At 74.6% G+C, this 26,889-nt stretch carries 19 protein-coding genes and 1 tRNA gene; 8 read left to right on the top strand and 12 right to left on the bottom strand.

Going from position 1 to position 26,889, the window contains the following annotated elements:
- Positions 1-1,464 carry an amino acid permease gene (locus AOM07_RS06585; protein WP_228374397.1) on the bottom strand — a complete coding sequence of 488 codons (1,464 nt, stop codon included), beginning with the start codon at positions 1,462-1,464 and terminating at the stop codon, positions 1-3.
- 95 nt (positions 1,465-1,559) lie between these two features.
- On the bottom strand, positions 1,560-2,546 hold the full coding sequence (locus tag AOM07_RS06580) for a patatin-like phospholipase family protein (protein WP_062312013.1): 987 nt from the start codon (positions 2,544-2,546) through the stop codon (positions 1,560-1,562).
- A 231-nt stretch (positions 2,547-2,777) separates the two neighbouring features.
- On the opposite strand from AOM07_RS06580, the gene AOM07_RS06575 reads away from it, so the two are divergent.
- A complete protein-coding gene (locus AOM07_RS06575) occupies positions 2,778-4,382 on the top strand; it encodes a xylulokinase (protein ID WP_062312594.1) in 1,605 nt (534 codons plus the stop codon).
- Positions 4,383-4,725: 343 nt separating this feature from the next.
- On the opposite strand, the gene AOM07_RS06570 is transcribed toward AOM07_RS06575, so the two are convergent.
- Positions 4,726-4,799: transfer RNA gene (locus AOM07_RS06570), tRNA-Met, on the bottom strand.
- Positions 4,800-4,867: 68 nt separating this feature from the next.
- Here AOM07_RS06570 and AOM07_RS06565 point away from each other — a divergent pair.
- A complete protein-coding gene (locus AOM07_RS06565; protein WP_062312012.1) occupies positions 4,868-5,647 on the top strand; it encodes a hypothetical protein in 780 nt (259 codons plus the stop codon).
- Positions 5,648-5,719: 72 nt separating this feature from the next.
- Here the strand turns inward: AOM07_RS06565 and AOM07_RS06560 are convergent, their stop codons facing one another.
- Together AOM07_RS06560 and AOM07_RS06555 are read right to left on the bottom strand one after the other, a co-directional pair.
- Positions 5,720-8,755, bottom strand: coding sequence for a UPF0182 family membrane protein (locus AOM07_RS06560; protein ID WP_062312011.1), 3,036 nt, complete (start codon positions 8,753-8,755; stop codon positions 5,720-5,722).
- A 41-nt stretch (positions 8,756-8,796) separates the two neighbouring features.
- Positions 8,797-9,885 carry a YlbL family protein gene (locus AOM07_RS06555; RefSeq protein ID WP_228374396.1) on the bottom strand — a complete coding sequence of 363 codons (1,089 nt, stop codon included), beginning with the start codon at positions 9,883-9,885 and terminating at the stop codon, positions 8,797-8,799.
- A gap of 129 nt (positions 9,886-10,014) precedes the next feature.
- On the opposite strand from AOM07_RS06555, the gene AOM07_RS06550 reads away from it, so the two are divergent.
- The 3 genes from AOM07_RS06550 to AOM07_RS06545 all read left to right on the top strand — a co-directional run bounded on the left by AOM07_RS06550 (position 10,015) and on the right by AOM07_RS06545 (position 12,425).
- On the top strand, positions 10,015-11,349 hold the full coding sequence (locus AOM07_RS06550; RefSeq protein ID WP_228374395.1) for a zinc-dependent metalloprotease: 1,335 nt from the start codon (positions 10,015-10,017) through the stop codon (positions 11,347-11,349).
- Between the two features lie 143 nt (positions 11,350-11,492).
- Positions 11,493-11,651 carry a DUF5679 domain-containing protein gene (locus AOM07_RS14930; protein ID WP_169746536.1) on the top strand — a complete coding sequence of 53 codons (159 nt, stop codon included), beginning with the start codon at positions 11,493-11,495 and terminating at the stop codon, positions 11,649-11,651.
- Between the two features lie 111 nt (positions 11,652-11,762).
- The gene (locus AOM07_RS06545; protein WP_156171840.1) at positions 11,763-12,425 is read left to right on the top strand and encodes a hypothetical protein; all 663 of its coding nucleotides are present in this window, start codon (positions 11,763-11,765) and stop codon (positions 12,423-12,425) included.
- Between the two features lies 1 nt (position 12,426).
- On the opposite strand, the gene AOM07_RS06540 is transcribed toward AOM07_RS06545, so the two are convergent.
- From AOM07_RS06540 to nudC, 3 genes are all read right to left on the bottom strand, one after another.
- Positions 12,427-14,409, bottom strand: coding sequence for an ATP-dependent DNA helicase UvrD2 (locus tag AOM07_RS06540; protein WP_062312590.1), 1,983 nt, complete (start codon positions 14,407-14,409; stop codon positions 12,427-12,429).
- A 72-nt stretch (positions 14,410-14,481) separates the two neighbouring features.
- The gene (locus AOM07_RS06535; protein WP_062312008.1) at positions 14,482-14,880 is read right to left on the bottom strand and encodes a hypothetical protein; all 399 of its coding nucleotides are present in this window, start codon (positions 14,878-14,880) and stop codon (positions 14,482-14,484) included.
- A gap of 93 nt (positions 14,881-14,973) precedes the next feature.
- Entirely contained in the window at positions 14,974-15,900 is a 927-nt protein-coding gene (nudC, locus tag AOM07_RS06530) for an NAD(+) diphosphatase (protein WP_062312007.1), read from the bottom strand.
- Positions 15,901-16,119: 219 nt separating this feature from the next.
- On the opposite strand from nudC, the gene AOM07_RS06525 reads away from it, so the two are divergent.
- A complete protein-coding gene (locus tag AOM07_RS06525; RefSeq protein WP_062312006.1) occupies positions 16,120-17,040 on the top strand; it encodes a phosphotransferase in 921 nt (306 codons plus the stop codon).
- Between the two features lie 16 nt (positions 17,041-17,056).
- Here the strand turns inward: AOM07_RS06525 and AOM07_RS06520 are convergent, their stop codons facing one another.
- The 3 genes from AOM07_RS06520 to AOM07_RS06510 are packed head-to-tail and all read right to left on the bottom strand — an operon-like array spanning position 17,057 to position 24,400.
- On the bottom strand, positions 17,057-20,320 hold the full coding sequence (locus AOM07_RS06520) for an ATP-dependent helicase (RefSeq protein WP_062312005.1): 3,264 nt from the start codon (positions 20,318-20,320) through the stop codon (positions 17,057-17,059).
- The gene (locus AOM07_RS06515) at positions 20,317-23,484 is read right to left on the bottom strand and encodes a UrvD/REP family ATP-dependent DNA helicase (protein ID WP_062312004.1); all 3,168 of its coding nucleotides are present in this window, start codon (positions 23,482-23,484) and stop codon (positions 20,317-20,319) included. The genes AOM07_RS06520 and AOM07_RS06515 overlap by 4 nt, the downstream gene beginning before the upstream one ends.
- A 49-nt stretch (positions 23,485-23,533) precedes the next feature.
- Complete coding sequence (locus AOM07_RS06510) at positions 23,534-24,400, bottom strand: DUF3152 domain-containing protein (RefSeq protein WP_169748134.1); 867 nt, start codon at positions 24,398-24,400, stop codon at positions 23,534-23,536.
- Between the two features lie 50 nt (positions 24,401-24,450).
- On the opposite strand from AOM07_RS06510, the gene AOM07_RS06505 reads away from it, so the two are divergent.
- A complete protein-coding gene (locus AOM07_RS06505; RefSeq protein ID WP_062298558.1) occupies positions 24,451-24,669 on the top strand; it encodes a DUF3107 domain-containing protein in 219 nt (72 codons plus the stop codon).
- A gap of 249 nt (positions 24,670-24,918) precedes the next feature.
- Entirely contained in the window at positions 24,919-26,577 is a 1,659-nt protein-coding gene (locus tag AOM07_RS06500; protein WP_084830153.1) for a DEAD/DEAH box helicase, read from the top strand.
- An 80-nt stretch (positions 26,578-26,657) separates the two neighbouring features.
- Here AOM07_RS06500 and AOM07_RS06495 read toward each other — a convergent pair whose 3' ends face one another.
- A complete protein-coding gene (locus AOM07_RS06495; RefSeq protein WP_062312001.1) occupies positions 26,658-26,885 on the bottom strand; it encodes an RNA-binding S4 domain-containing protein in 228 nt (75 codons plus the stop codon).
- Positions 26,886-26,889: the final 4 nt, after the last annotated feature.

Genomic DNA, 26,889 nt, shown 5'->3' with positions numbered 1-26,889 from the left:
TCAGCGCCGTCCGCGGTGCGCGCGGGCCGCGACCGGCTCCGCGTCCTGCTCCGGTTCGGGCGCGGGGAGAGGCTCCGCCGCATCGTCCTGCTGCGCCTCACCCGCCTCCGCCTCGGCGACCGCGAGCGCGGCGCCGCGCGGGTGCCCGGCGCGCACCCACGCCCAGTAGAGGCCCCCCGCGACCACGGCGGTCGCGGCGAGCGAGCCGAGCGCGGCCGGGCGCATGAGGTTCGACACGAGGGTGAACGCGACCGCGACGGCCGCGACGAGGTTGAGCGCGACCCACCCGGGGCGCCCGTCGAGATGCGAGAACCTCGCCATCGCGAGCAGGCCCATGAGGAAGCTCACGAACACGGAGACGGCGTAGAAGAGCACGAGGCTCTGGTCGCGGGCGCCGGCGAGCATCACGACCACGGCGGACGCGACGAGGAACACCCCCACGCCGACCATCGGCACGTGGTGCGCGTTGGTGCGGCCCAGCACCGCGGGAAGCACGCCGTGACGCGAGGCGCCGTGCTCGGACCGCGCGAGCGCCTTGAGGAGGCCGGGGCCGGCCTGGAACGAGGACGATGCGGCGGACAGCAGCAGCAGCGCGGTGGTCGCCTGGAACGCGGCGAACAGCCCGTGGCCGTCCGCGGCGCGCGCGAGCTCGGCGACGAGCGTGGTGTCCTCGTGCGGCACCTGGATCCCGAGCCGCACCACGGCAGCGGTGAGCGCGAGCGTGAGCGTGCCGACGATGCCGAGCGTGAGCCACAGCGCCCAGCGGCCGAAGCTGCGGCGGCCGGCGTCGTCGAGCTGGGCGAGCTGCGCGATCGCCGACGACGGCGCCTCGATGCCGGTGGCGAGCGCCATCGCGACGGGGAAGGCGAGCGCCACCGCGAGGGGCGCGCCGTGCGTGAGGCCGACGACCGGCGCGGGGTCGACGGCGGGCATGCCGGGGACCGGCAGGAGCACCGCGACCGCGGTGCCGACGAAGACGATCGTGAGGAGCGCGAAGACCGCGCGCCCGAGGTGGCCGAACCACATGAGGCCCGCGACGATGAGCAGCAGGCCCAGCGCGAGGCCCAGGCGGTGGGGCGCGAGCGCGGGGAGGTAGCTGATGATCGCGGACGAGCCCGCCGACACCGAGATCGAGATCGTGAGGACGAAGTCGACCACCAGGGCGCCCATGGGGATGAACGAGAATCCCTCGCCGAACGCGCCGCCCGCGGCCGCTGCCGAGCCGCCGCCCTCCGGGAAGCGCGCGACGAGCTGGTGGTAGCTCGCGACGACGAGCCCGACCACCGCGACCACCGCCGCCATCGCGGGCAGCAGCAGCGCGAGGTTCCCGTCGAGCGCCCGCAGGGCCGCCTCGATCGCGTACGCCACGGAGGACACGGGGTCCGCCATGACGGAGAACGCGAAGGCGATGAGGAGCGCGGTGCGGCCATGCAGCCAGGCGGCGCGGGAGGTGGGCTGGGTCACGGTGTCCCCTCGACAGGTCGAAACGTTGCGGGAGCCCGCCCGGGTGCGGTCACAGCAGGCCACGCTAGCGCCCGGCGGCCCCGGTACCTCGGGCTTCAGCCCGGCGCGCCCTCCCATTCGTCGAAGGCCTGCCGGGCGAGGTCGCGACCGAGCTCGATCATCTCGGTCGCGCGGTGGAAGTCGAGCGCGCCGCACGAGTCCGCGGGCACGTTCACCATGACGTCCGGCGGGTAGCCGGCCAGGCGGTAGCGCTGGACGGTGTTCTGGAGGGTCTGCAGCGACCGGTCGATGACGTCGAGGGTGCTCACCTCGACCGCCTCGTCGCCCTCGACGGGCTCCGGCGCGAGCGTGTCGACCAGCGCATCGTCCTCCTGCTCGCCGCGCGCCCGCATGCGCTGCGCGATCATGCTGACGAGCCGCGGCTCGGCGACGTGGATCGACGGCAGGCGCAGGCGGGGCAGCCGCACGAGCGGGCCCGCGGAGTCCACCGGCGGCTCGGCGGGGTTGCCGCCGCGCGACGTGCCGGACAGGTTGACCGCGACGATGCCGTCGGAGCGCACCGAAGTGAGCGGGATGACCGGCACGGGGTTGAGGATGCCGCCGTCGGCGAGCAGGCGGCCGTCGCGGCGCACGGGGGTGATGACGGTCGGGATCGCGATCGACGCGCGGATCGCGTCGACGAGGGATCCCTCGGTGAACCACACCTCCGACTGGGAGATGAGGTCGGTCGCGACGGCCGTGTACGGGATGGGCAGGTCCTCGATGACGCGGCCGTCGAGGATCTCGTCGATGCGCCGCATCACGCGGTCGGCGCGGATCGCACCGGCGCCCTTGAAGGCCGGGTCGAGCATGCGCAGCACGTCGCGGCGGGTGAGCGACTCGGCCCACTCGCGGTAGGCCGCGAGCCCGCCGGCAGCGTGGAGGCCGCCGACGAGCGCGCCCATCGACGTCCCGGCGATGCCGACGACCTCCCAGCCGCGGGCCTCGATCTCGTCGAGGACGCCGATGTGGGCGTAGCCGCGGGCTCCCCCGCTGCCGAGGCTCAGCGCGATGCGCGGTCGCGCGGGCGAGGTGTCGGTCACAGTCGTCAGGCTAACCCCGCTGGTTCGCGGGCGGCGACAGCATTCGCGGGACCGGGGACGGCGGATGCGTCGCCTCGCCCGCGGACCCGCGACGGCCGCCCGGACGGCCCCGCCGCGCGCGCGGGCGGGACCTATGGTTCCATCGAAGGCGCGGGTTGGCCTTAGGGTTTTGTCGAACGTTCACATCGCATGTCCGCCGCGCGCGGGCGCTTGACGAAGGAGTGGGTGCCGATGGTGCAGACACAGCAGATCGACGTGGCCGCCGCGATCGCGGCGGGCGAGACGTCCCTGGGCATCGAGCTGGGCTCGACCCGCATCAAGGCGTGCCTCATCGGCCCCGATCACGAGGTGATCGCGACCGGCAGCCACGCGTGGGAGAACCAGTTCGTCGACCGCCTCTGGACCTACTCGGTCGAGGCGATCTGGGAGGGCGTGCAGGCGTCCGTCGCGGACCTGCTCGACGCGGTCGAGAAGGCGCACGGCGTGCGCCCCACCGCCTTCGGCGCGCTCGGCGTGTCCGCGATGATGCACGGCTACCTCGCGTTCGACGCGGAGGGCGAGCTGCTCGTGCCGTTCCGCACGTGGCGCAACACCAACACCGAGCGCGCGGCCTCCGAGCTCACCGAGGTGCTCGGCTTCAACTTCCCGCTGCGGTGGTCGGCGTCGCACCTCTACCAGGCGATCCTGGACGAGGAGGCGCACGTCCCGCAGCTCGGCTTCTTCACGACCCTCGCGGGGTACGTGCACTGGAGGCTCACGGGCCGCAAGGTGCTCGGCGTCGGCGACGCCTCGGGCATGTTCCCGATCGACCCGACCACGCGCGACTACGACGCGGACATGCTCGCGCGCTTCCAGGGCCTCGTCGCCGCGCGCCAGCCCGGCCTCGACGTCGCCGCGCTCCTGCCCGAGGTGCTCGTCGCCGGCGAGGACGCCGGGACGCTCACCGCCGAGGGCGCCGCGCTGCTCGACCCGACCGGCACGGTCCGGCCCGGCGCCGTCGTCGCGCCGCCGGAGGGCGACGCGGGCACCGGCATGATCGCGACGAACGCGGTCGCGCCGCGCACCGGCAACATCTCCGCGGGCACCTCGATCTTCGCGATGGTCGTGCTTGAGAAGGCGCTCGAGAGCGTCCACGAGGAGCTCGACATCGTCACCACGCCCGCGGGCGACCTGGTCGCGATGGTGCACTGCAACAACGGCGCCTCGGAGCTGGGCACCTGGGCGGGCGTCTTCACGGAGTTCGCCGCGGCCATGGGCATCGAGGGCGGCTCGGACGCCGTCTTCGCCGCGCTGTTCTCCGCCGCGCTCGAGGGCGAGGCGGACGGCGGCGGCCTGCTCGCCTACAACTACCTCTCGGGCGAGCCCATCACGGGCCTGGCCGAGGGCCGCCCGCTCTTCGTCCGCACCCCGGGCTCGCGGCTCACGCTCGCGAACTTCATGCGCACGCAGCTCTACGGCGCGTTCGGCACCCTGAGCCTCGGCATGCGGGTGCTCCACGACGAGGGCGTCCAGCTCGACTCGATGTTCGCGCACGGCGGCATGTTCCGCACCGCGGGCGTCGCGCAGCGCCTCCTCGCCGCCGCGATCGAGGCGCCCGTCACCGTGGGCGACACCGCCTCCGAGGGCGGCGCGTGGGGCATCGCGGTGCTCGCGGAGTTCCTCCGCAAGGGCGCCACGGTGCCGCTCGACGCGTACCTCAACGAGTCCGTGTTCGCCGGGGCCGCGCTCGACGTGGCCGAGCCCGACGCGGGCGACGTCGCCGGCTACCACGCGTGGCTCGAGCAGTACGAGGCGGGCCTCGCGATCGAGCGCGCCGCCACGGAGGCGATCCACTAGGCGCCCTCCGCTCCCCCGACCACGAGGGCCCGGCTCCCGCTCCCGCGGGGCCGGGCCCTCGTGCGTCCTGGGTCGGCGCCCTCGAACCCGCGCCCTCGAGCGCGCGCCCTCCCGAGCCCCGGCCCGCGCCAACCGGCGCACAGCAACGGGCGCGGCGCGCATCGTCCCTGCTAACACCGGGCAAGCGCGGGTACATACGCCGGTTGCGTCACGGGCGCGCGGGCGGGAGGCCGATGCGCGGGCGGGGGGCCGATGCGCGGGCGGGGGGCCGATGCGCGCCTCGCGAGCGCCGCTGGGGAACGACGAAGGCCCGGACCAGATGGTCCGGGCCTTCGTTCTCTCGTAGCGGGGACAGGATTTGAACCTGCGACCTCCGGGTTATGAGCCCGGCGAGCTACCGAACTGCTCCACCCCGCGTCGGCCTGACTACTCTAGCGGACGCGCGCCGCCAGACCAAATCGGCCCTCCGTGGCTAGGGTCGAGGCATGACCGACGACGATCCCTTCGCCTCCCGCCCGGGCAACCAGACGCCTCCTCCGCCCGCATCGTCCCCGCCGCCGCCCCCGTCGGTCCCGGGCACGCCGGGCATCATCCCGGGCGCTGCGCCGCCGCCTGCTCCCGCGTACGGCACCGGCCCGGAGATCCGCTTCGACCGCACCGGCGCACCGCTCGAGAAGCCCGAGGGCCTCGCCAAGGGCCTCATCGGCGTGACGGCCGGCTTCACGGTCCTCACCGTGTTCCTCGCGGTGATGGCCCGCAGCGAGGCCGACAGCATCCGCGAGGCCGCAGAGACCGGCGACTTCGCGATCTCGGTCGCGTCGCTGCTGGGGCTCTTCTCGACCCCGCTCATGGTCGTGTCCTACATCCTCTACGGCATGTGGATGTCGCGCATGCGACGCAACCGCGAGGCGATGGGCACGCGCCCGGGCCTGCCCGCCGTCGAGTGGTGGGGCTGGTTCGTGCCGATCGCGTCGGCGGTGCTCGTGCCGCTGGGCGCGCGCAAGGTCACGGGCCGCGCGGTGCCGCTGTCGCTCGTGCTGGGCTGGTGGATCATGTGGGTCCTCGCCCAGGCGGCCACCGCGTACGCCTCCGTCGCGGCGAACTTCTCGCTCGACTTCACGACCGGGGAGCTCACCAACCCCGAGCTGCTCGACAGCTACCCGATGTGGATGTGGATCTCCGCGGCGTTCACCGTCGTGTCCTGGTGGTTCCTCTTCCGCTTCATCCGCGCGGCGACGGACCGCCACCTCGACGCCGAGGCCTGAACCGCCTCCGCACCCGCGCACGACGAAGGGGGCCGGTCCACCGCGTGGACCGGCCCCCTTCCGCGTGTCCCGCTACGGGGCGCTGAGGTCGCCCTCGAGCGTCTCGGCCGGCTCCGCGCTCGGCTCCGCGCTCGCGGTGGCGCTGGGCTCGGTCGTCGACTCCGTCGTGGCGTCCGCCGCGGCGCCGGTGAGCTCCGCCTCCGCGACGATCGCGTCCTCGATGGCCGCGGCGAGGGCGTCCTGCGCCTCGCCGTACGCCGTGAAGTCGCCGTCGGCGAGCGCCGCCTGGCTGTCCTGCAGCGCCTGGTTCGCGCGGTCGAGCGCGTCCTGGAGCGCGGCCTCGGCGGTCGGGTCGACGGCGTCGCCGGTCCCGCCGTCGGTGGTGCCCGAGTCGCCGGTCCCGGTGTCGGTGCCCGTGTCGGTCCCGGTGTCGGTGCCGGTGTCGCCGGCCGCGCCCTCGCCCGCGCCCTCGCCGAAGACCTGGTCGAGCGCCTCGGGCAGGGTGTCGGCGAAGCCGACGGAGTCGCCGAAGGCCACGAACACCTTGCGGAGCAGCGGCACCTGGGTGCCCTGGCTCGACTGGACGTAGACGGGCTGGACGTAGAGCAGGCCGCCGCCCACGGGCAGCGTGAGCAGGTTGCCGTTGACCACGTCGGTCTCGCCCTGGCGCAGCAGGTTCAGCGTCTCCTGCGCGTCCGGGTCGGAGTTGAAGTTGTTCTGGACCTGGCCCGGGCCGGGGATCGTGGTGTCGCGCGGCAGCTCGAGCAGGCGCAGCGTGCCGTAGTCCTCCGCGACCTCGCCCGCCGTCGAGCCCGTCTCCGAGTTCACGGCGAGGTAGCCCGTGAGGATGTTGCGCGGGTTGTCACCGCCCTGGATGTAGTTGCTCGTGAGCGAGAACGTGGGCTCGGTCTGGTCCGGCATCTGCAGCGTGAGGTAGTACGGCGGCTGCAGGCGCGTGTCGTCCGTCGGGTCGGCCGGGTTGCGCCAGAAGTCCTGGCCCGAGTAGAACGACGCCGCGTCCGTGACGTGGTACTGCGTGAGCTGGTAGCGCTGGATCGCGAAGAGGTCCTCGGGGTAGCGCAGGTGGCTCATGAGCTCGCCGCTGATCTCGCTGATCGGCTCGATCGAGGTCGGGAACACGTGCTGCCAGGTCTGGAGGATCGGGTCCTCGGCGTCCCACGCGTAAAGGGTGACCGAGCCGTCGTACGCGTCGACGGTCGCCTTGACCGAGTTGCGGACGTAGTTGAGGACCGTCGTCGCGGTCGTCGCGCCGGACTGCTGCGCGAACAGCGAGTCGGAGGCCACGGGCGCCGAGTACGGGTACTGGTCGGTCGTGGTGTAGCCGTCGACCACCCACACGACCCGCCCGTCGACGACCGCCGGGTAGGCGCTCTGGTCGAGCTCGAGGTACGGCGCGACGCGCGCGACGCGCTCGAGCGGGTCGCGGTAGTAGAGGATCTGCGACTCCTCGGTGACGCGGTCGGAGAACAGGATCTGCTCCTCGCCCATCCGGATCGCGAACATCAGCTTCTCGAAGAGGTTGCCGATCGCGGGGCCGCCGTCACCGGTGTAGGTGGTGTTGACCTGGCCGGTCTCCGAGTTGTCGTCCGGGTAGTCGAGCTCCCACGGGGTGGTGCCCTCGGGGGCGCCCACGATCGAGTAGTCGGGGACGGTCGAGCCGAAGTAGATGCGCGGCTCGTAGTCGCCGAGCAGGCCCACCGAGGGGATGCCGCGCTCGAAGAAGCTGGGCTGGCCATCGGACTGCGTCTTGTTGCCGTACGCCGCGACCACGCCGAAGCCGTGGGTGTAGACGGTGTGGTCGTTGACCCAGTTGCGGCTCTCCTGGCCGAGGCCGTCGAGGTTGAGCTCGCGCACCGCGATCACGGTGTCCTGGAGCTCGCCGTCGAGCGCGTAGCGGTCGACGTGAAGCAGGTCCGCGAAGTTGTAGTACTGCTTGTTCTGCTGGAGCTGCTGGAAGGCCGGCGACACGATGTTGGGGTCGAGCAGGCGGATCTGCGCCGTGGTCTCGGCGTCCGCGCGCAGCGCGTCGGCCTCCGCCTCGGTGCTGGCCCGGTACTGGGTCTCCTCGACGTCGGCGATGCCGTACGCGTAGCGGGTCGCGTCGATGTTGTTCTGGATGAACGGCGTCTCGAGCTCCTGCTCGTTCGGCGACACCTGGAAGCGCTGGACGATGGACGGGTAGATGCCGCCGATGACGACCGCGGACAGCAGCATGAGGCCGATGCCGACGGCGGGGATACGCCAGTCGCCGCGCCAGATCACCACGAGGAACACGATCGCCACGACGATCGCGATGCCCGCGAGGATCGACCGCGACGGCAGGATCGCGTTGACGTCCGTGTACGAGGCGCCGTAGAACTTCTCGCCCGACTTGGTGAGCAGCCCGTAGCGGTCGAGCCAGTAGTTCGCGGCGATCGCGAGCATCACGGTGGCGCCGAGCAGCGCGAGCTGGATGCGCGCGCCCTTCGAGGCGACGAACGAGCGGCCGGTGCCGGCGATGCCGCCGTAGAGCAGGTGGACGAACGCCGCGATGAGGGTCGACAGCACGCCGAGCGCGAGGATGAGCGTGACGACGAGGTTGAGCATCGGCAGCGTGAAGACGTAGAACGACGCGTCGAGCCCGAACTGCGGGTCCTGGGTGCCGAAGGTCTCGTGGTTGAGCCACGCGACCACGGTCTCCCACTGCGAGGACACCGCGAGGCCCACGACGAGGCCGATGACCGAGGGCAGCACGATCATCGCGAGGCGCTCGATCGGCTCGATCTGCTCGCGCACCTGGTCGAGCTGGCTGCGGCCGCCCGTGCGGGCCGGCCGGACGCGCTTGGCGATCCAGAGGTTGAGCCAGATGACGAACGCCGCGATGCCGCCGGCGATCACGAAGAGGATGATGCGCGCGAGCCATTGCGTGCGCCACACCTCGGAGTAGCCCAGCTGGTCGTACCAGACCACCTCGGTCCAGATGTTGGCCGTCGCGATCGCCGCCAGGACCAGCGCACCCAGCACCACGGCGGTGATCGCGAGGGGCGATCGGCGCTGGGGCACGGGCGCGGGCCGGACCGGGCGGGCGGGGCGGTCGTCGAAACTCACGTCGTTGTCCTTCGGTTCGGGATGGCTCTAGCCTGCCACGCTCAGCAGCCCGGCAGGTCGGCCGTGTCCCCCTGGCCGATGTGGGTGATGGCGTCGTACGCGTCGTCGAGCGTGTCTACCGCGACAACGCGGAGACCATCAGGGATGTTGCCGCGGACGTCGGCGCAGTTCTCGACCGGTGCGAGGAACCACGCCGAGCCCGCGTCCTGGGCGCCGTACATCTTCATGCGGATGCCGCCGATGGGGCCCACGTCGCCGGTCGCGTCGATGGTCCCGGTGCCGGCCACGCGCGCGCCGTCGAGCTCGTCGAGCTCGGTGAGGCGGTCCATGATGCCGAGCGAGAACATCAGCCCCGCGGACGGGCCGCCCACCGAGTCGATCTGGACCTCGACGTCGATGGGGAGGACGAAGTCGGGGTTGATCCACACGCCGATGACCGCGTCGCCGGCGCCGTCGTCGAGCGTCGCGAAGGTCTCCGTCAGCTCCTCGCCGTCGCGCGTGAACGTGACGGCGATGTCGTCGCCGGGCTCGCGCGCGCCCACCGCGTCGGCGAGCTCCGAGAACGTCTCCACGTCCTGGCCGTCGACCGCGACGATGACGTCGCCCTGCGCGAGCACGCCCTCCGCGTGCGAGCCGGGGGACGTGCCCTCGACCGTCAGCGTCGCGGGCACGGGGTGGCCGAGCGCCTCGAGCGCGGAGACGGTGGCGCTCTCCTGCGAGCTGATCCACTCGTCCTGCGCCTGCTGCTCGGCCTCCTCCTCCTCGTCGGCGGTGCCGAACACGTCCTCCTGCGGCACCACGTACTGGCGCGGCGACGCCCAGCCGGCGAGCACGCGGCCGAGCGTGAACGGCTGCGAGCCCGCGCGGGACACCGAGACGGTGGTGAGACGCAGCTCGCCCGAGGACATGTAGGTGGGGGCGCCGGAGATCTCGACGAGCGGGACGTCGTCGACCTCGCCGAGCGTGTCGAACGTGGGCCCCGCGGACCCGACCGCGTACGGCGACGGCACGACGGTGAGCAGCGCGATGAGCGCGCTCGTCGCGAGGCCCGTCACGGACATCACGGTGCTGCGGCGGGTGGACGTCGCGCGCTCCGCGGGCGCGGGGGTGCTGGCCTCGGTGGTCGTCACGCCCCCATTGTTGCCGATGCGCGCGGCGGCGAGGCACGGCATTGCTGGTAGCGAACGCCGCCGCGCATCCGGGCGGTCCTTCGTTACCGTGGTGGAGGCACGCATGCGGCGTGCGCGGACGGAGTGAGCGTGAGCGACGAGTCGACGCCGTGGATGCGGCTGCTGCGAGAGCTGTTCGGGGACGATGCGGAGGCCGCCCTCGAGGAGTTGCAGCGCATGGGCATGGACCCGGAGGCGCTCGCCGCGCAGTCCGGTCTGGCCGCCAGCCCCGCGATGATGGAGCATGTGCTGGGCCAGATCCGGGCCCTCGTGTCGCAGTCCGCGGGCGAGGATGTGAACTGGAAGCTCGCGCACGACGTGGCGCGGGGCGTGGCCGCGCAGGGCGGGGACCCGAGCGTGTCCTCCGCGACGGCGTCGCTGCACCGCCAGGCGATCTCCGAGGCCGAGCTGTGGCTCGACGCCGTCACCGACTTCGACCCGACGCGGCTCGAGCCGCGCGTGTGGAGCCGCGCCGAGTGGGTCGAGGCGACCCTGCCGACGTGGCGGACGCTCGCCGGCCCCGTCGCCGTGAGCGTCTCGCACGCGCTCGGCGGGCTGCTCGAGGGCGCCGCCGACATCGAGGATGCCGGCGGCATGGACCCGAGCGCGCTGCTGCGCTCGGTCGCCCCGACCGTGTGCGGCATGCACATGGGACAGGCCGCGGGCGAGATGGCCCGCGAGGCGTTCGGCGCCACCGACCTGGGCATCCCCCTGCTCGCCGAGCCCCGTGTGGTGCTCGTGCCCAAGGCGATCACCGAGTTCGCGGAGGGCCTCGACATCGACGAGGACGCCGTGCGGACGTTCCTCGCGCTGCGCGAGGCGGCCCACATCCGCCTGTTCGCGGCCGCGCCGTGGCTCCCCGGCCAGCTCCACACCCTCGTCGAGCGCTACTCGCAGGGCATCACCATCGACCTCGACGCGCTCGAGGAGGCCGTCCGGGACGCCGGCATGGGCGACCCGGCGCGCCTGCAGAAGGCGCTCAACCGCGGGATCTTCGCGTCGCAGCACACCGACGAGCAGAACGCGACGCTCGAGTCGGTCGAGACGCTCCTCGCCCTGATCGAGGGCTGGGTCGACGACGTGACGATGCGCGCCGCCGCCCCCCACCTGCCGGACGTCGGCGCGCTGCGCGAGATGATGCGCCGCCGCCGCGCCGCCGGCGGGCCCGCCGAGGACACGTTCGCCAACCTGCTCGACCTCGAGCTGCGCCCGCGCCGCATGCGCGACGCGTCCGCGATGTGGGCCTCGCTGCACGCGCGCCTGGGCCCGGAGGGACGCGACGGCGTGTGGTCGCACCCCGACCTGCTGCCCGACTCGGAGGAGCTCGGACGCTGGCAGGCATGGGTCGACGCGTACGTGTCGAGGGGCGAGGGCGACGAGGTCGACCGCGAGCTCGAGCGCCTCCTGGGCGGCGAGGACGAGTAGGGTGCTCTCGGGCCGCGAGGCGACACCCGCCCGCCGATGGGGGGATTTCGCTCTCGCGCGTCTACGCTGGGGGACCAAGGGCCCCCGTAGGCCTGCACACGTGCGGCGCGTACCGCCGCGCCACAGAGAAGAAGGAGAGCCGAATGGCTGACAAGTACTCGGGCGAGTTCTACTGCGTGAAGTGCAAGGAGAAGCGCGAGACCGAGGGCGACGTCGTCGTCTCGGAGAACGGCCGCCGCATGGCGAAGGCCACCTGCCCGGTGTGCGGCACGAAGCTGAACCGCATCCTCGGCAAGGCGTAAAGCCAGCAGAGCTCCAGCGAAGGGCCGGTCCCCCACGGGGACCGGCCCTTCGTGCGTCCGCGGCCTGTGGACAGCGCGATCGGGCACGGCGGGGCGTGCGACCGTGAGCGCATGGACGATGCGACCGCCCCGCCCCGCCTGTGGCGCGGCGACGGCACGGAGCAGGCGGGCCTCGCCCGGCCCGCGCGCGTGCCCGCCCTCGCCGGCCGGCACGTGCGGGTGTGCGGGCTGGGCCCGGTCGGGACCGCGGCGGCCGCGGGCGTCGCGCGCGCCGGCGCGGCCACGCTCGGTCTCGTGGGCGCGCCCGAGGCGCCCGCGGCGCCGGTCGCGCGCCTCGTGACCGCGATGGCGCCCGCGCTGCGGGTGCACCTCGACGCGGAGCGGTCCGTCGACGGCGAGATCGCCGCCGCCTACGGGACGGTGGCGGCGACGGCGCACCATCGGCTGCTGCTGTCCGGACCGCACGTGGCGGCCCTCGTGGACGAGGCGGGGGTCACGGTCGTGCCGGTGCGCCCCGGGACGACGGCGTGCCTGCGCTGCGTGGGCCTCGCCCGCGCCGACCGCGATCCCGCCTGGCCGGTGCTGGCCCTGCAGTGCGAGGCGGTGCCCGAGCGCGCCGACCCGCTGTCCGCCGCGGTCGCCGGCGCGCTCGCCGTGAGCGTGCTCGCGGCGCTGCTGGCGGGCGCCGAGCCCGCCCCGTGGCGGGTCGAGCGCGGGCTGCCGCGCCGTCGCCGCATCGTCCCCCACCCCGACTGCGGGTGCGGCGCGGCCTGAGCTAGTGCTCGGCCACGATCTCGAGGATCGCGAGGCCGTACCGGTCGAGCTTCGACGCGCCGACGCCGCTCACGCGCGCCAGCTCGCCCAGGTTCGCCGGGCGGTCGCGCGCGATCTCGACGAGCGAGGCGTCGACGAGCACGGTGAACGCGGGCTTCGAGGACTCCTGGGCGATCGCGAGCCGCCACTGCTTGAGCGTGTCGAACAGGCGCAGCTGCTCCGCGTCGAGGTCGGCGAGCTTCGCGGACGTCGACTGGCGGGCGACGCGCGCCGGGCGCGCATCGGGCCACTGCTGCTCGAGGAAGCGGGTGCGCTTGCGGGTGCCCTTGCCGCCGGACTTGCGCGAGCGCGCGAAGCTGAGCGCGAGGTGCTCGCGGGCGCGCGTGATCGACACGTAGAGGAGGCGGCGCTCCTCCTCGAGCTGCTCGTCGGTCTCGGCGTGCGTGATCGGCAGCAGCCCCTCCGAGCAGCCGATGATGAACACGGCGTCCCACTCGAGACCCTTCGCGGCGTGCATCGACGTGAGGGTGACGCCCTCGACGGCGGGCGCGTGCTGCGCCTGCGCGCGCTCGGCCAGGTGCTCGACGTAGTCGCGCATCGTCGCCGCGCCGCCGGTGTCGGCCGCCAGGTCGTCCGCGAGGTTGACGAGCGCCTGGAGTGCGTCCCAGCGCTCGCGCACGGCGCCGCGGGCCGCGGGCGGCTCCTCCGCCCAGCCGACGCCGCCCAGGGCGTCGCGCACGCGCTCGCCGAGGGGCCGGTCGTCGTCCGCGACCGCCGCGCCGCGCAGCAGCACGATCGCCTTGCGCACCTCCTCGCGGTCGAAGAAGCGCTGGCCGCCGCGCACGAGGTAGCCGATGCCGCGCTCCGCGAGCGCCTCCTCCATCGCCTCGGCCTGGCTGTTGATCCGGTACAGCACGGCGATCTCGGACGGCTTGACGCCCGTCGCGACGAGCCGCTCGATCTGCGCGGCGACGCCCTGCGCCTCGGACTCGTCGTCGTCGTACGCGCGGTAGTCGGGCGCGGGGCCCGACGGGCGCTGCGCGACGAGCTCGACGCCGGAGCCCGCCGAGCCGCGCTTGCGCATCAGCTCGTTGGCGAGGCGCACGACCTGGGGCGTCGAGCGGTAGTCCCGGACCAGCCGCACCTGGGTCGCGTCGGGGTACGTGCGGGTGAAGCCGAGCAGGTGCTGCGGGCTCGCCCCGGCGAACGAGTAGATGGTCTGCGCGGGGTCGCCCACGACGCACAGCTCGCGGCGGCCGCCGAGCCACTGCTCGAGCAGGAACTGCTGCAGGGGGGAGACGTCCTGGTACTCGTCGACGACGAAGTGGCGATACTGCCGGCGGATCTGGTCGCCCACCTCGGGGTGGCGGCCGATGATGTCCGCGAGCAGCAGCAGGATGTCCTCGAAGTCGAGCACCACCGCGTTCGTCTTCGCCTCCTCGTACGCGCGCATGACGTCCGCGACCTGGGACGCGGGGAGGTTCGCGGGCGAGGGGCGGCCCAGCCGGGCGATCTTGGCGGCGTACTCGTCGGCGCTCACGAGCGAGACCTTGGCCCACTCGATCTCGGAGGCGAGGTCGCGCACCGTGAGGCGGTCGGGGCTGAGGCCCGCGTCGCGCGCGGCGCGGCCGACCAGCGGCGCCTTGTGCTCGACGAGGCCCGGGATCTGCCCGCCCACCACCTCGGGCCAGAAGTAGCTGAGCTGACGCAGCGCCGCGGCGTGGAACGTGCGCGCCTGGACGCCGGTGACGCCGAGCCCGCGCAGGCGCTGGCGCATCTCCCCCGCGGCGCGCGCGGTGAACGTCACGGCGAGCACGGACTGCGGGTTGTACGCGTTGACGCGGACCCCGTAGGCGATGCGGTGGGTGATGGCGCGGGTCTTGCCCGTGCCGGCGCCGGCGAGCACCACGACGGGCCCGTGGAGCGCGGTGGCCACCTCCCGCTGCTCGGGGTCGAGGGCGTCGAGGATCTGGTCGGCTGACATCGCGGCCATTGTGTCAGGGACCGCCGACAGCGCGGTCCGTGGCGGGGGACGATGCGGCGACCGGGGGTCGCGTCATCGTGGCAGGCGGCCGCGGCGCACGTCCTGCCAGCGGCCGTGGTCGCGCGCGAGCGCCTCGAGCTCCCCGATGCGCGCGAGCAGCAGCCCCACCGCCTCCGCGGAGCCGTCCTCGAGCGGGACGGCCACGCCCCGCCAGCGGGCGAGGCACGTGGGCCCGATCGCCCACCGCCACCACTCGGCGCGCATCGGCGCCGGGTAGGCCACGCATCGTGCCTCCGACCAGTCCCACGTGACGCAGAAGCCGAGCACGTCGCTCTCGACGAAGACGTGGAGGATGTGGCTCGACGTGCCGTTGGCGACCGCTGCGACCCGGTAGTCCCGGCCCGCCAGGCCCTCCTGCAACGGACCCGTGACGAGGCCCATCGTCGTGGAGAACGAGTCGAGCTCGATCATCGGACCTCCCGGGCGGATGCGAGGGGCCGCGGTGCGTGCGCGCGGCCCTGGCGCGAGGGTAGACCCGCGGGGGCCGGCGGCGGTAGGGGGTTCCTAGACGTCGACGGGGCCGTCGCGGCGGGGCTCGGGCAGCGGCCCCCCGAACCACCGCTCGAGCATGCGGCGCGCGACCGATCCCTTGGGCGCGAGCACCACCTCGCCGGACCCGATGAGCTCGCCGATCTCGTCGCGCGCGACGAAGCGCGCCTCGGAGATCTCGTCCATGTCGAGGCGGAGCTCGTCGGGGCGGTCGGTGCGGGCCTGGAACGCGACCATGACGGAGGCGGGGAACGGCCACGGCTGCGAGCCCAGGTAGGCGAGCCCCGTGAGCGCGAGCCCGGACTCCTCCCACACCTCGCGGTGGACCGCCTGCTCGAAGGTCTCCCCCGGCTCGACGTAGCCCGCGAGGTGGGAGAAGCGGCGCGGCGACCAGTGGGACGCGTGCGCGAGGAGGAGGCGGTCCTCGGGGTCGGTGATCGCGACGATGATCGCCGGGTCCGTGCGCGGATAGTGGTCGCGCCCGTCCCGCTCGCAGCGGCGCACCCAGCCGCCGAGCGTGGGCACGGTCTCCTCGCCGCACAGCGCGCAGCGCGGGTGGGTCGCGTGCCAGTTCGCGATCGCGACCGCGGTGGTGGCGAGCTCGTGGTCGCGCTCGCCCTCGTCGCCGCGGTCCCAGAAGCCCGCGAGGAGGTCGCGCAGGCCGCGCATGCGGTCGCCGCCGATCCCGTCCTCGTCCGCGCCGAAGGCGGGGTCCTCGGGCACGAGCGCGACGAGGTCGCGGCCCGCGTCCCTCCCCAGGTAGATGCGCAGCGCGGCGGGAGGCTGGGCCGCGGGCGCGAGCTCGACGACGCGACCGTCGGCGGCGAGCACCCGCCCGTCGCGCACCACGATCGCGTCGCAGGTCTCGAGGTCGACGGCGTCGCGGCGCTCGGCCGCACGGTCGACACGGCTGGCAAGGTCGAGCGGCCAGGGGTTCCTCACCCGGCCAACCTACCCGCAGCGCCCCGGGCGGAATGGGTAGACGTCGGTCGGTTTCGGGAGATCCTCGCGCCGCATGGGTAGGTGAGTGTCGTGCGCGGGCGGGCAGGCGGGCGGGCGAGGGGGCAGCGGCTCGGCGGCGAGGCGCTCGGGCGCGCATCGTGCCTGGCCCGTGCGGCGTGGAGCGTGGCGCGTGCGCCGGGTTCGCTCTACGGTGAGCCTGTGCCTCGTTCACCGCTCGCGCTCGCCGCCCTGGCGACCGTCGCCGTGCCCGGGCTCGACGTCTACGACGTCCTGCGCAGCCCGCACACCGACGCCGACTTCGAGGTCGTCGTGGTCAAGGACTCGACCGGCCAGCGGTGGATCGTGCGCGCGCCGAAGCGTGCCGCCGCCGGTGCCGCGCTCGAGGCCGAGAAGGGCCTGCTGAACGCGCTCGCCCGCGCCAAGGAGGCGGGGCTCGTCTCGTTCGCCGTGCCGCACCCCGTGGGCGCGGCCGAGCTGAGCGACGACACGGGCCGCGCGGTCGTCTACACCGAGGTGCCCGGCGCGCAGCTCATGCTCGCCGCGCTCCAGCCCGGTCCGGGGCTCGCCGCGACCGTGGGACGCGCCCTCGCGGAGATCCACGAGCTGCCCATCACCGTGATCGAGGACCAGGGCCTGCCCGCGTACACCGCGGAGGAGTACCGCGAGCGCCGCCTCGCGGAGCTCGACGCCGGCATCCAGACCGGCAAGGTGCCGCCGCGCCTCGCGGACCGGTGGGAGCACCAGCTCGAGAACGTGTCGTGGTGGCGCTTCGACCCGACCGTGGTCCACGGCGACATGGGCGAGCACCAGGTCTACGTCGCGGACGGCTCGGTCTCGGGGATCGTCGACTGGATGGACGCGCGCGTCGCGGACCCCGCGGACGACCTCGCGTGGCTGGTCGCCGCCGCGCCCGACGACGTGCTCGACTCCGTGGTCGAGGCCTACCACGGGCGCCGTCGCGAGATGCGCGACCCGCACCTGCTCGACCGCGCGCGCCTCGCGTCCGAGATGGCCCTTATGCGCTGGCTCATGTACGGCGTCCGCACCGACAACCCGGACGTGATCGCCGACGGCGAGGGCATGCTGGCCGACCTCGAGGCGATGCTCTTCGAGGACTGACCCTCCTCCCCGCTTCTCAGCGGTGCGCCGGCGCGAGCAGCGCCTCGATCTCCTCCCGCGTGAGCAGCCGCTCCGGACGCACCGTCGCGTCGTCCCGCACGTAGTGGAAGGCCGCGTCGACGTCCGCGAGCGGCACCCCCGTCCACTCGGACCACGCGAGGCGGTAGACCGCGAGCTGCACCTCGCGGGCCGCGCGCTCCTCGGCATCGCGCGGCGCGGACCCCGACTTCCAGTCGACGACCGTCACCCGGTCGAGCCCCGCGCCCGCGGGGAACACCGCGTCGATGCGCGAGCGCACGGTGACGCCGCCGACGGGCAGCTCGACGTCGACCTCGATGTGGCTGGGCGTGCGGCCCGCCCACTCCGAACGGGCGAAGGCGTCCTTGAGCGCCTCGAGGTCGGCCTCATCCTCGCCGGGGCCCAGGTCGTCGAGCGACAGCAGCGGCACATGCCCGTACTGCGCCTCGATCCAGGCGTGCAGGAGGCTGCCGCGGCGCGCGGCCGGCGTCGGCTCCGCCGGGAGCGGCCGCCTCAGCTGCGCCGTGAACGCCTCGCGGTCCCGGCGCAGCGACACCAGGCCCGAGGTCGACAGGTGCGCGGGCAGCGCGACGTCGCCGACGCCCCGCTCGCGCTCGCGCCGCTCCTCGAGCATCGCCGCGATCTCCCGCCCGAGCGGCAGCCGCTCCCACGCGGCGTCCGCCGGGTCCTGACCCGCCTCGGCGCCACCCGCCATCGCGCCGCGCACGTCCTGCGCGAGCGCGCGCCGTCCCAGCTGGGCCTCGGTCGGCGGCGCGGGCCATGCCGCGGTGACGGGCTCGACGGCGACCGCCGCATCGTCCTCGGGTCGCGGCGCCCAGCCGGAGTCGGACAGCATGCCCAGGTCGACGAGCTCGCGCAGGTAGCACGACGGCGTGCGCACGGTCGCGCCGCCGACGCGCCACGAGGCGGACAGCAGCACGTGTGAGCGGGCGCGCGTGACCGCGACGTAGAAGAGCCGGCGCTCCTCCGCGACGCGGTGCTCGCCGCATGCCCGCTCGAAGTCCTCGAGGGAGTCCGCGAGCGTGCCGTGGTCGGCGGCCGAGCGCCAGTCCCAGTGCGGCAGGTCCTCGCGGTCGAGCCGTAGCTCGTACGGCAGCTCGACGCCGCGCCCGCGCCAGCCGGCATCCGTGTAGTACGGGCGGCGCGAGGATGGTTCACCGACGGACGGGAAGTGCCCGTCTACCAGGCCCGGCACGGCGACGACGTCCCACTCGAGGCCCTTCGCGGCATGCACGGTGAGCACCTGGACGGCGCCCGGCTCGGGCTCCTTGACGGGCAGCTCGAGCCCTCCCTCCTCGCTGCGCGCCGCCTCGAGCCACGCGAGGAACGCGCCGAGCGTCGCGCGTTCGGCTCCCGCGGCGAACTGCCGGGCGGCGTCGACGAACGCGTCCACGTTGCGCGCGGCGCGGCCGTCGGGACGCGCGACCGCCGCCTCGATGTCGAGGCCCCACGCCCGCTCGGCGGCGAGGATGAGCTCGGGCAACGACAGGTAGGTGCGGGTGCGGATCGCGTCGACCGCCCGCTGGAGCCGGACGATACGGCCGTGCGCGACGGCGCTGAGCGACCGGCCCTCGCGCGACACCCAGCCCGCGGGGGGCGGGGTCGCGAGCGCGTCGACGAGGCTGGACTCGCTGTCGCGCGCCTCGCGCGGCCCCGCGAGCTCGCGCGCCCAGTCCTGCAGCGAGGCGAGGTCGCGGATGCCGAGCGCGACCCGCTCGGACGTGAGCAGGCGCATCGCGGAGTCGCCGCGGGACGGGTCGTGCGCGATCTCGAGGAGCGCGACCAGGTCCGACACCTCGGGGGTGTCGACAAGACCGCCGAGCCCGACCACCTCGTAGTCGACGCCCGCCCGCACGAGCGCCTCGACCATGGCCGCGAACTGCGCGCGACGGCGGCACAGGATCGCGGCGTCGCGGGGCCGTCCCTGCTCGTCGGGCCCCAGCTCGGCGCGGCGCACCTGGAGGTAGGCGACCACCGCATCGGCCTCCTGGACGTGGTCCTCGGTGACGAGGCCGTCGACGCCCGGCGCGCGGCGCGTCGGCTCGTCATGGCCCAGGTAGGCGGCCCGGGAGCGGAGCGGGAGCACCTCGACGCGGGAGGCCTCGCGCAGCGGGCCCGCGGCGGCGTTCGCGACGTCCAGCACGGAGCCCTCGTTGCGCCACGAGACGGACAGGCTCGCCTGGCGGACCTCACGGCCGTGCGCGAACTCCTCGACGAACATCGGCAGCGCGCTCTCGGAGGCGCCGCGGAAGCCGTAGATGGCCTGGTTGGGGTCGCCGACGGCCATGACGTGGTGGTCCGCGCCGAACAGCCGCGCGAACAGCCGCAACTGGCCCGGCGACGTGTCCTGGAACTCGTCGAGCAGGATCGCGCGGTACCGCCCGCGCTCGACCGCCTGGACCGCGTCGAGCCGCGACAGCTCGGCCGCGAAGGCGACCTGATCCGCGAAGTCGAGCTGCGAGGCCTCGCGCTTGCGCCGCTGGAACTCCTCGACCAGCGCGGACACGGCCGCGAGGGTGCGCAGCTTCGCGATGCGCTTGGCATGGTCGTTCGGGCTGCCGGTGCGGGTGGTGAGCGGGCCGGGGGCGCGGTCGCCCGCGTTCTTGGGCAGCTCCTCGAGCGCGGCGAGGGCGCCGACGGCCCACTCGCGCAGCAACTCGGGTGCGACGTCGTGGTCGCGCAGCTGACCGGCCAGCCGCGAGATCGCCGCGGTGACGGTGCTGACGGCGGCGTCCGTGTCGAGCGGCGCGGTCCACGACGTCACCACGTCCGAGGCGAGCTGCCACAGCGCGGCCGCGGTGAGCGTCGTCGCGTCGGGGTCGATGCCCAGGCGCAGCCCGTGCTCGGCGACCAGCTGGGCCGAGTACGCGTTGTAGGTGGACACCGAGGCGGGCGGGCGCGACGGATCCTCGCCGAAGGCCGTCGCGATGCGGTGCTCGGCGCGCTCGGCGATCTCCGCGGCCGCCTTGCGCGTGAACGTGAGGCACAGGATCTCGTCGGGGCTGATGGCGGTGCCGAACAGCTCCTTCGCGTGGTCGAGCAGGTAGACGATGCGCAGCGACAGCGTCTCCGTCTTGCCCGAGCCCGCGCCCGCGACGACGAGCATGGGGTCGAGCCCCGCGCCGATCACGCCGGCCTGCTCGGGCGTGGGCGGGCGGCCCGTGACGAGCCGCGCGAGCGCATCGGCCGAGCGGCCCGCGCCCCGGACGAGGCCCTCGTCCGCGAGGTCCACCTCGGTCATCCGTCCGTCACCTGCCTTCCGCTCGGCCACGCCGGGCACGAGCGCCGCACCGGGCACGACGCGCAGCGGTCGTTCGTGATGGCGGTGAAGGTGCCCCGCGCCATCGTGTCGACCGCCGCGGTGAGGCGTGCCCGCTCCTTCTCCACGTCGATCGCGGGCTGCACCCGCTCGCTCGCGCCCTGCGTCGACCCGCCGACGAACACGAGCGCGGCACCGTCCGCCTCCACGACCCCGCCGAAGCCGCCGTGGTCCGCCGCCAGCTGGTACATCGCGAGTTGCGCGTGCTCCTCGGCGTCCTTCTTGGACACCGCCTGCCCGGTCTTGAGGTCGACGATGCGCGCCGTGCCGTCGGTGACCTCGACGCGGTCGGCGCTGCCGGCGACGACGGCGCGGCCGATCTGCACGCTGAACGGCTGCTCGACGCGCACCTCGCCCGCCTTGACGCCCGCGACGTAGCCCGCGAGCCGCCGGATCATCGCGTCGGCGCGGTCCTTGAGGACGCGGTCCGGCCAGGTGTCCGTGCCGGCGATCTCGGGCCAGCGCTCTTCGAGCGCGGCCGCGAGCTCGGCGTGCGTGCCGTGCGGCAGCTCCGCGGCGACCTCGTGCACGAGCGTGCCGAGGCTCTGCTTCTCCGACGCGGCCGCGCTGCCGCCGGCGGTCTCGAGCGCCCACCGCAGCGGGCACGTCTCGAGCGCCTCGAGGCGCGAGGGCGACACCCGCACCGGCTGGTCGTCGTCCCACATGCCGACCTCGGTCGAGAACGGGGGGACGCCGTGCCACTCGTCGGGATCGGCGCCCGCGACGCCCATCGCGGCCAGGCGTGCGAGGACCTCGACGTGGGCGTCCCGCGCGGGCCCCTCGGCGTCGGCGGCGCCGGCCCGCACCGACGCGACGGCCGAGCGCAGGTCCGTGACCCGGGGCGTCGCGTCCGCGCGCACCGGCTCGACTCCGGCCGCCGCGCCGGCCAAGGCGAGGTACCGCGAGGGACGCTCGTCCTCCCCGTCGACGCACGTGAGGACGAGGCGACGGCGTGCGCGCGAGACGGCGACCGCGAACGCGCGGGTCTCGTCGTCGACGACCGCGCGGCGGGCGGCACGCGCCCACGCGGCGCGGGCCTGCGGCTCGAGCGGCGCCGCCGCGGCACGACCCGCGAGGATCTCCGCGAGCTGGTGCGCGCCCAGCACCGCGTCGCGCAGGCGCGTGTCCGGCCAGGCGCCCTCCTCGAGGCCCGCCACGACGACGGTGTCCCACTCGCGGCCGGCGGCCGACGCGGGCGTGCAGAACGCGACGGCGTCCTCGACCCGCGCCCGCGCGCCGAGCGTGTCGGGGGCGAAGTCCTGCCCCTCGAGGTGGTCGACGAACGACTCGGCGGACGCCGACGGCATCCGCTCGACGTAGATGGCCGCGGCGCGCATGAGGGCGATGACGGCGTCGAGGTCGGCGTCGTCGCGCGCGGATCCCGCGAGCGCCGCCGTGCGCCAGTCGTCGGCGACGCCGAGCGCGTCCCAGACCGCCCACGCGACGGTGGCCGGCGTGCCGGCCTCGGCCGCCGCGGCGCCCGCGCGGAGCGCGCGCGAGGCCCGCTCCGCGAGCCGCGCCTCCGGGGTGCCGAGGCTCGCCCACCGCTCCGGGGCCGCGATCGCGTCGACGAGCAGCTCGGCTGACGTGCGGGTGCCGCCGCCGCGGCGCTCCTCCCGCACGAGCGCACGCCTCAGGCGGCGCATCGCGACCGGGTCGATGCCGACGATGCGGGAGCCGAGCAGCTCGACCGCCTCGGCCTCCTCCCACGCCGCGTCCTCGCCACGCGCGGCCTGCGCCGCGCGACGCATGAGGGTGAGGATCGGCGCGACGGCCGGCTCGGCGTGCAGCGCGGTGCCGTCGCCGAGCGTCTCGCACGGGATGTCGGCGGCGGCGAGGTCCGCGCGGATCTCGCGCAGCCGCGCGCTCGAGCGCGCGACGACGACCATCTCGCCCCACGGCGTCTCCGGCCCGTCGAGGCCGTGGCGCGCGCGCCGCAGCGCCTGCGCGATCGCACGGGAGTGCGCGTGACGATGCGCGGCGACCAGGATCTCGACGCCGTCGGAGGTCTCGGGGGCGGGCACGGCGACGCGCGCCGATCCGGCCCCGGCGGTGCCGATGCGGCTCACGGCGGCCGCGGTCACCGCGGCGAGCGCCCCCGCCTGGCGGTGCCCGGGCCCGAGGCGCAGCAGGGATGCCCCGAAGCCGCCGGGGCCGTCCGTGCCGGTCGCCGCGGCGAGCATCGCGGGGACCGCGCCGCGGTAGCCCTGCACCGCCTCGTCGGCGTTCCCGAGCAGCACGAGCCGGGCGCCTCCCGCGGCGAGCGCGCGCAGCAGCCGCACGCCGGCGCGGGTGAGGTCCTGCGCATCGTCCACCACGACGAGCTCCCACGCGGGGCGGTCGCCGGGCGCGTCCCACGTCTCCAGGACGTGCGCGGCCTGCGCGACCACGACGGCGGGGTCGAAGCGCGCGCCCTGGTCGGGCGTGAGCGACCGCCAGCCGAGGACGGCGTCGTACTCGTCCATGAGGTCCGCGGCGGCGCGCCATTCCGGCCGGCCGGTCGCGTCGCCGAGCCGCGCGAGGGCGTCGGGATCGAGCCCGGCCTCGCTCGCGCGCATGAGCAGGTCGCGCAGCTCCGCGCGGAAGCCCGCGAGCGCGGTGGCCTCGGGCGGCACGGCGCCGCCCCAGTCGGGCGCGCGCCCGAGCCCGGCGCGGTGCCCCTCGAGGAGCTCGCGGAGGATCTGGTCCTGCTCGGCGCCGGTGACGAGCACGGGCGGCGGGTCGCCGAGCGCGGTCGCCTGCGCCGTGAGGATCGCGTGCGCTGCGGAGGAGGCGGTGCGCACCACCGGCGCGCCGACGGGACGGTCGAGCGCGAGCGACACGTGGTCGCGCAGCCGCGCGGCGCCCGCGCGGGTCGCGGAGAGGACGAGCAGGCGTCCCGGGTCGACGCCCCGGCGCGCCGCCTCGAGCGCGAGCGCGCCGGCGAGGGTGGTCTTGCCGGCGCCGGGGGCGCCGACGACGACGAGGTGGCCGGGATCGCCGGGGCGGGACGGCGCGAGCGCGGCCTCGACCGCCGCCCGCTGCGCCTCGTCCAGCTCGGGCGCGGTCGGGGCCGGGGGCGCCGGCAGCAGGCGGAGCGCGGTCATGCGCCGATCCCACCAGAAGGGTCCGACACCGCGTGCGCCACCGCGCCGGTCAGCCGGACTTCGCGGCGCCGGGGAACGGCCATGCGCTCGTCTTGCAGGCCTTCGGCATGTCGGTCTGGTCGACCATCACCGAGGCGACGCCGGAGGTGCACGTGACCTCCTCCTCGCCGAGCACGAGCCCGACGCCGTGGTTGAGCAGGTAGGCGCGGGCGCCGTTGCGGTTCTTGCCGTAGCGGTCGAGGCCCGCCGTCCAGTCGTAGATGGACACCGGCACGATGCCCTGCTCGGCGCACGTCGGCTCGGGGGAGCCGTCCGCATCGTCCGCCGTCGCCTCGGCCCCATCGGGGCAGCGCGTGGCGATCGTGTACGGGGTCGCGAGCACCACCTGCACATCCGCCGCGCCGTCCGTGACGACGAACTGGAGGCGACCCGCGGAGCCCCAGCCGCGCTCGTCCTGCAGGGTGGCCATCACGTGGTCGACGAGCGCGTCCTCGTCGACCGTGACGCCGTCCTCGACGTCGATGCGCACGTAACGGGTGGGGCCGTCGGCGGCGTCGGGCGAGACCGACGGAGCGGCGGTGCGGCTCGCGGTCGAGGCCGTCGAGAAGGTGCCGGCGCCGCGCTCGGGCACGGTCGTCGTGACGACGCCCGCCGCCGCGTCGTCCTCGTCGAGCACGCGTGTGATCGGCTCCATCGCGGGGAGGCTCACCTCGGGCTCGGGGGTCTCGCTCACGCTCGGGGACGCGCTGGGCTCGGGGTCCGCGCTCCACGCCCGGTACCACCCCGGTACCTGGCCGGTCACCCAGCCCGCTCCGAGACCCACGGCGAAGCACAGGACCACGGCGATGAGGGTCACCCGCCAGCCGGGAAGGGCGATTCCCCTGCCCGCGAACAGGCCTCCGGACCGCCGAGTCATCGCCCTAGGATAAGGGCAGACCAAAGGCATCACGAGCATTGGAGACGGCTGTGGAGATCAGGATCGGCGTGCAGAACGTGTCGCGTGAGATCGCGATCGACACCGACATGTCGGCGGACGCGGTCGCCGCGGCGGTGGCGGCGGCGACCAAGGGAGGCACGCTCGACCTCACGGACGCCAAGGGGCGTCGCGTGGTGGTCCCCGGCGCCGCGCTCGGCTACGTGGACATCGGCGAGGAGACCAAGCGCCGCGTCGGCTTCGGCGCGTAGCCGCACCAAGACGACCACGAGGGCCCGGGGACGATGCTCCCCGGGCCTTCGTGCTGTCCGCGACGCGCGCATCGTCGGTCCCTACCGCCGGGTGAGGGGTGCCCGGTACACTGTGTCCTGACCCGGGGCTGACCGGTCGTCATGTGAAACGCGGTACCGCTGAAGACAGCGACGAGCCGCTCTGAGGATGATTCGCGATCGGCTGCCCGCCATCGGCGCCCCGCGCGCCCCCGAATTCATCGGAGCACCATGACAGAGACGCACGCCAGCGTGCAGACGCCCGACAAGACCTTCGCCGACTTCGACGTGGACCCCCGCATCGTCGAGGCGCTCGCCGACAAGGGCATCACCACCCCGTTCCCCATCCAGGCGATGACCCTCCCGGTCGCGCTGTCCGGCCACGACATCATCGGCCAGGCCAAGACCGGCACCGGCAAGACGCTGGGCTTCGGCATCCCCGCGCTGCAGCGCACCGCCGCCCCCGGCGAGCCGGCCTACGAGGGCCTCGGCGACTCGCAGGGCAAGCCGCAGGCGCTCATCGTCGCGCCGACCCGCGAGCTCGCCGTCCAGGTCGCGAACGACCTCGAGACCGCGTCGCGCAAGCGTGCCGTGCGCATCGTCCAGATCTACGGCGGCCGAGCGTACGAGCCGCAGATCGAGGCGCTGCAGAAGGGCGTCGACGTGGTCGTCGGCACCCCCGGCCGCATGATCGACCTGCTCAACCAGGGCCACCTCGACCTGCGCTTCATCAAGACCGTGGTGCTCGACGAGGCCGACGAGATGCTCGACCTCGGCTTCCTGCCCGACGTCGAGAAGCTGCTCGCCGCTACCCCCGCGTCGCGCCACACCATGCTGTTCTCCGCGACGATGCCGGGCGCCGTGGTCGCGCTCGCGCGCCGCTACATGACGCAGCCCACGCACATCCGCGCGGCCGACCCGGACGACGACGGCGCCACCGTCAAGGCGATCAAGCAGGTCGTCTACCGGGCGCACGCGCTCGACAAGGTCGAGGTGCTGGCGCGCATGCTGCAGGCCAACGGCCGCGGCCTCACCGTCGTGTTCGCGCGCACCAAGCGCACCGCCGCGAAGGTGTCCGACGAGCTCCGCGACCGCGGCTTCGCGGCAGGCGCGATCCACGGCGACCTGGGCCAGGGCGCCCGCGAGCAGGCGCTGCGCGCGTTCCGCACCGGCAAGATCGACATCCTCGTCGCGACGGACGTCGCGGCGCGCGGCATCGACGTCGACGACGTCACGCACGTGGTCAACTACCAGTGCCCCGAGGACGAGAAGACGTACCTGCACCGCATCGGCCGCACCGGCCGCGCGGGCAAGACCGGCACCGCGGTGACGTTCGTCGACTGGGACGACATCCCGCGCTGGTCGCTCATCGACAAGGCCCTCGACCTGGGCTACCCGGAGCCGCAGGAGACGTACTCGACGTCGCCGCACCTGTTCGACGACCTCGACATCCCCGAGGGCACCAAGGGCCGTCTGCCGAAGGAGGCGCGCACGCGTGCCGGCCTCGAGGCGGAGACGCTCGAGGACCTGGGAGAGACCGGCAAGCACGCCGGCGGCGCCGGTGCCGGCGGCCGTGGCCAGGGCGGCCGCGGTCAGGGCGGTCGTGGCCAGGGTGGTCGTGGCGGCTCGGGCTCGGGTGAGGGCTCCGGCGAGGGCCGCTCGGGCGGCGGCCGCAACCGCCGTCGCCGCGGCGGTTCGGGCTCCGGCCAGGGCGGATCGGGCGAGGGCGCGCCGCGCGAGCCCCGTGCCGAGGGCGGCTCGGGCTCCGGCCAGGGCGGCTCCGAGGGCGGCGAGTCCAAGCCGCGCCGCAGCCGCAACCGCCGTCGCCGCCGCTCGGGCGGCTCGGGCTCCGGCGAGGGCGCGCCGCAGGCGCAGCCGGCCGCCGAGTAGGCAGCTTCTTCACGAGGGGGCGGGATCCGCGAGGGTCCCGCCCCTTTCTCGTGCCCGGCCCTGTGCCCGGCGCGTCCTCGTCAGGGTCGGACGCGCGCGGAGCGTCCGTCGACCGTGACGACGTCGCCGTGCCTGAGCTGGCGTCCGCGGCGGCGATCGACCTCGCCGTTGACGGAGACGAAGCCGTCCACGATGGCGGCCTTGGCGTCGCCGCCGGAGTCGACGAGACCGGCGAGCTTGACGAACTGGCCCAGGCGGATCACCTCGTCGCCGACCGAGACGTCGTCCATGGGAGTCGGGTTGGTCATGTCG

It is taken from the genome of Demequina rhizosphaerae (assembly GCF_000971255.1).
GTDB classification, from domain to species: Bacteria; Actinomycetota; Actinomycetes; order Actinomycetales; family Demequinaceae; genus Demequina; species Demequina rhizosphaerae.
Note: the sequence above shows the minus strand (reverse complement) of the source record. Positions and strands in the feature narration are given on the sequence as shown.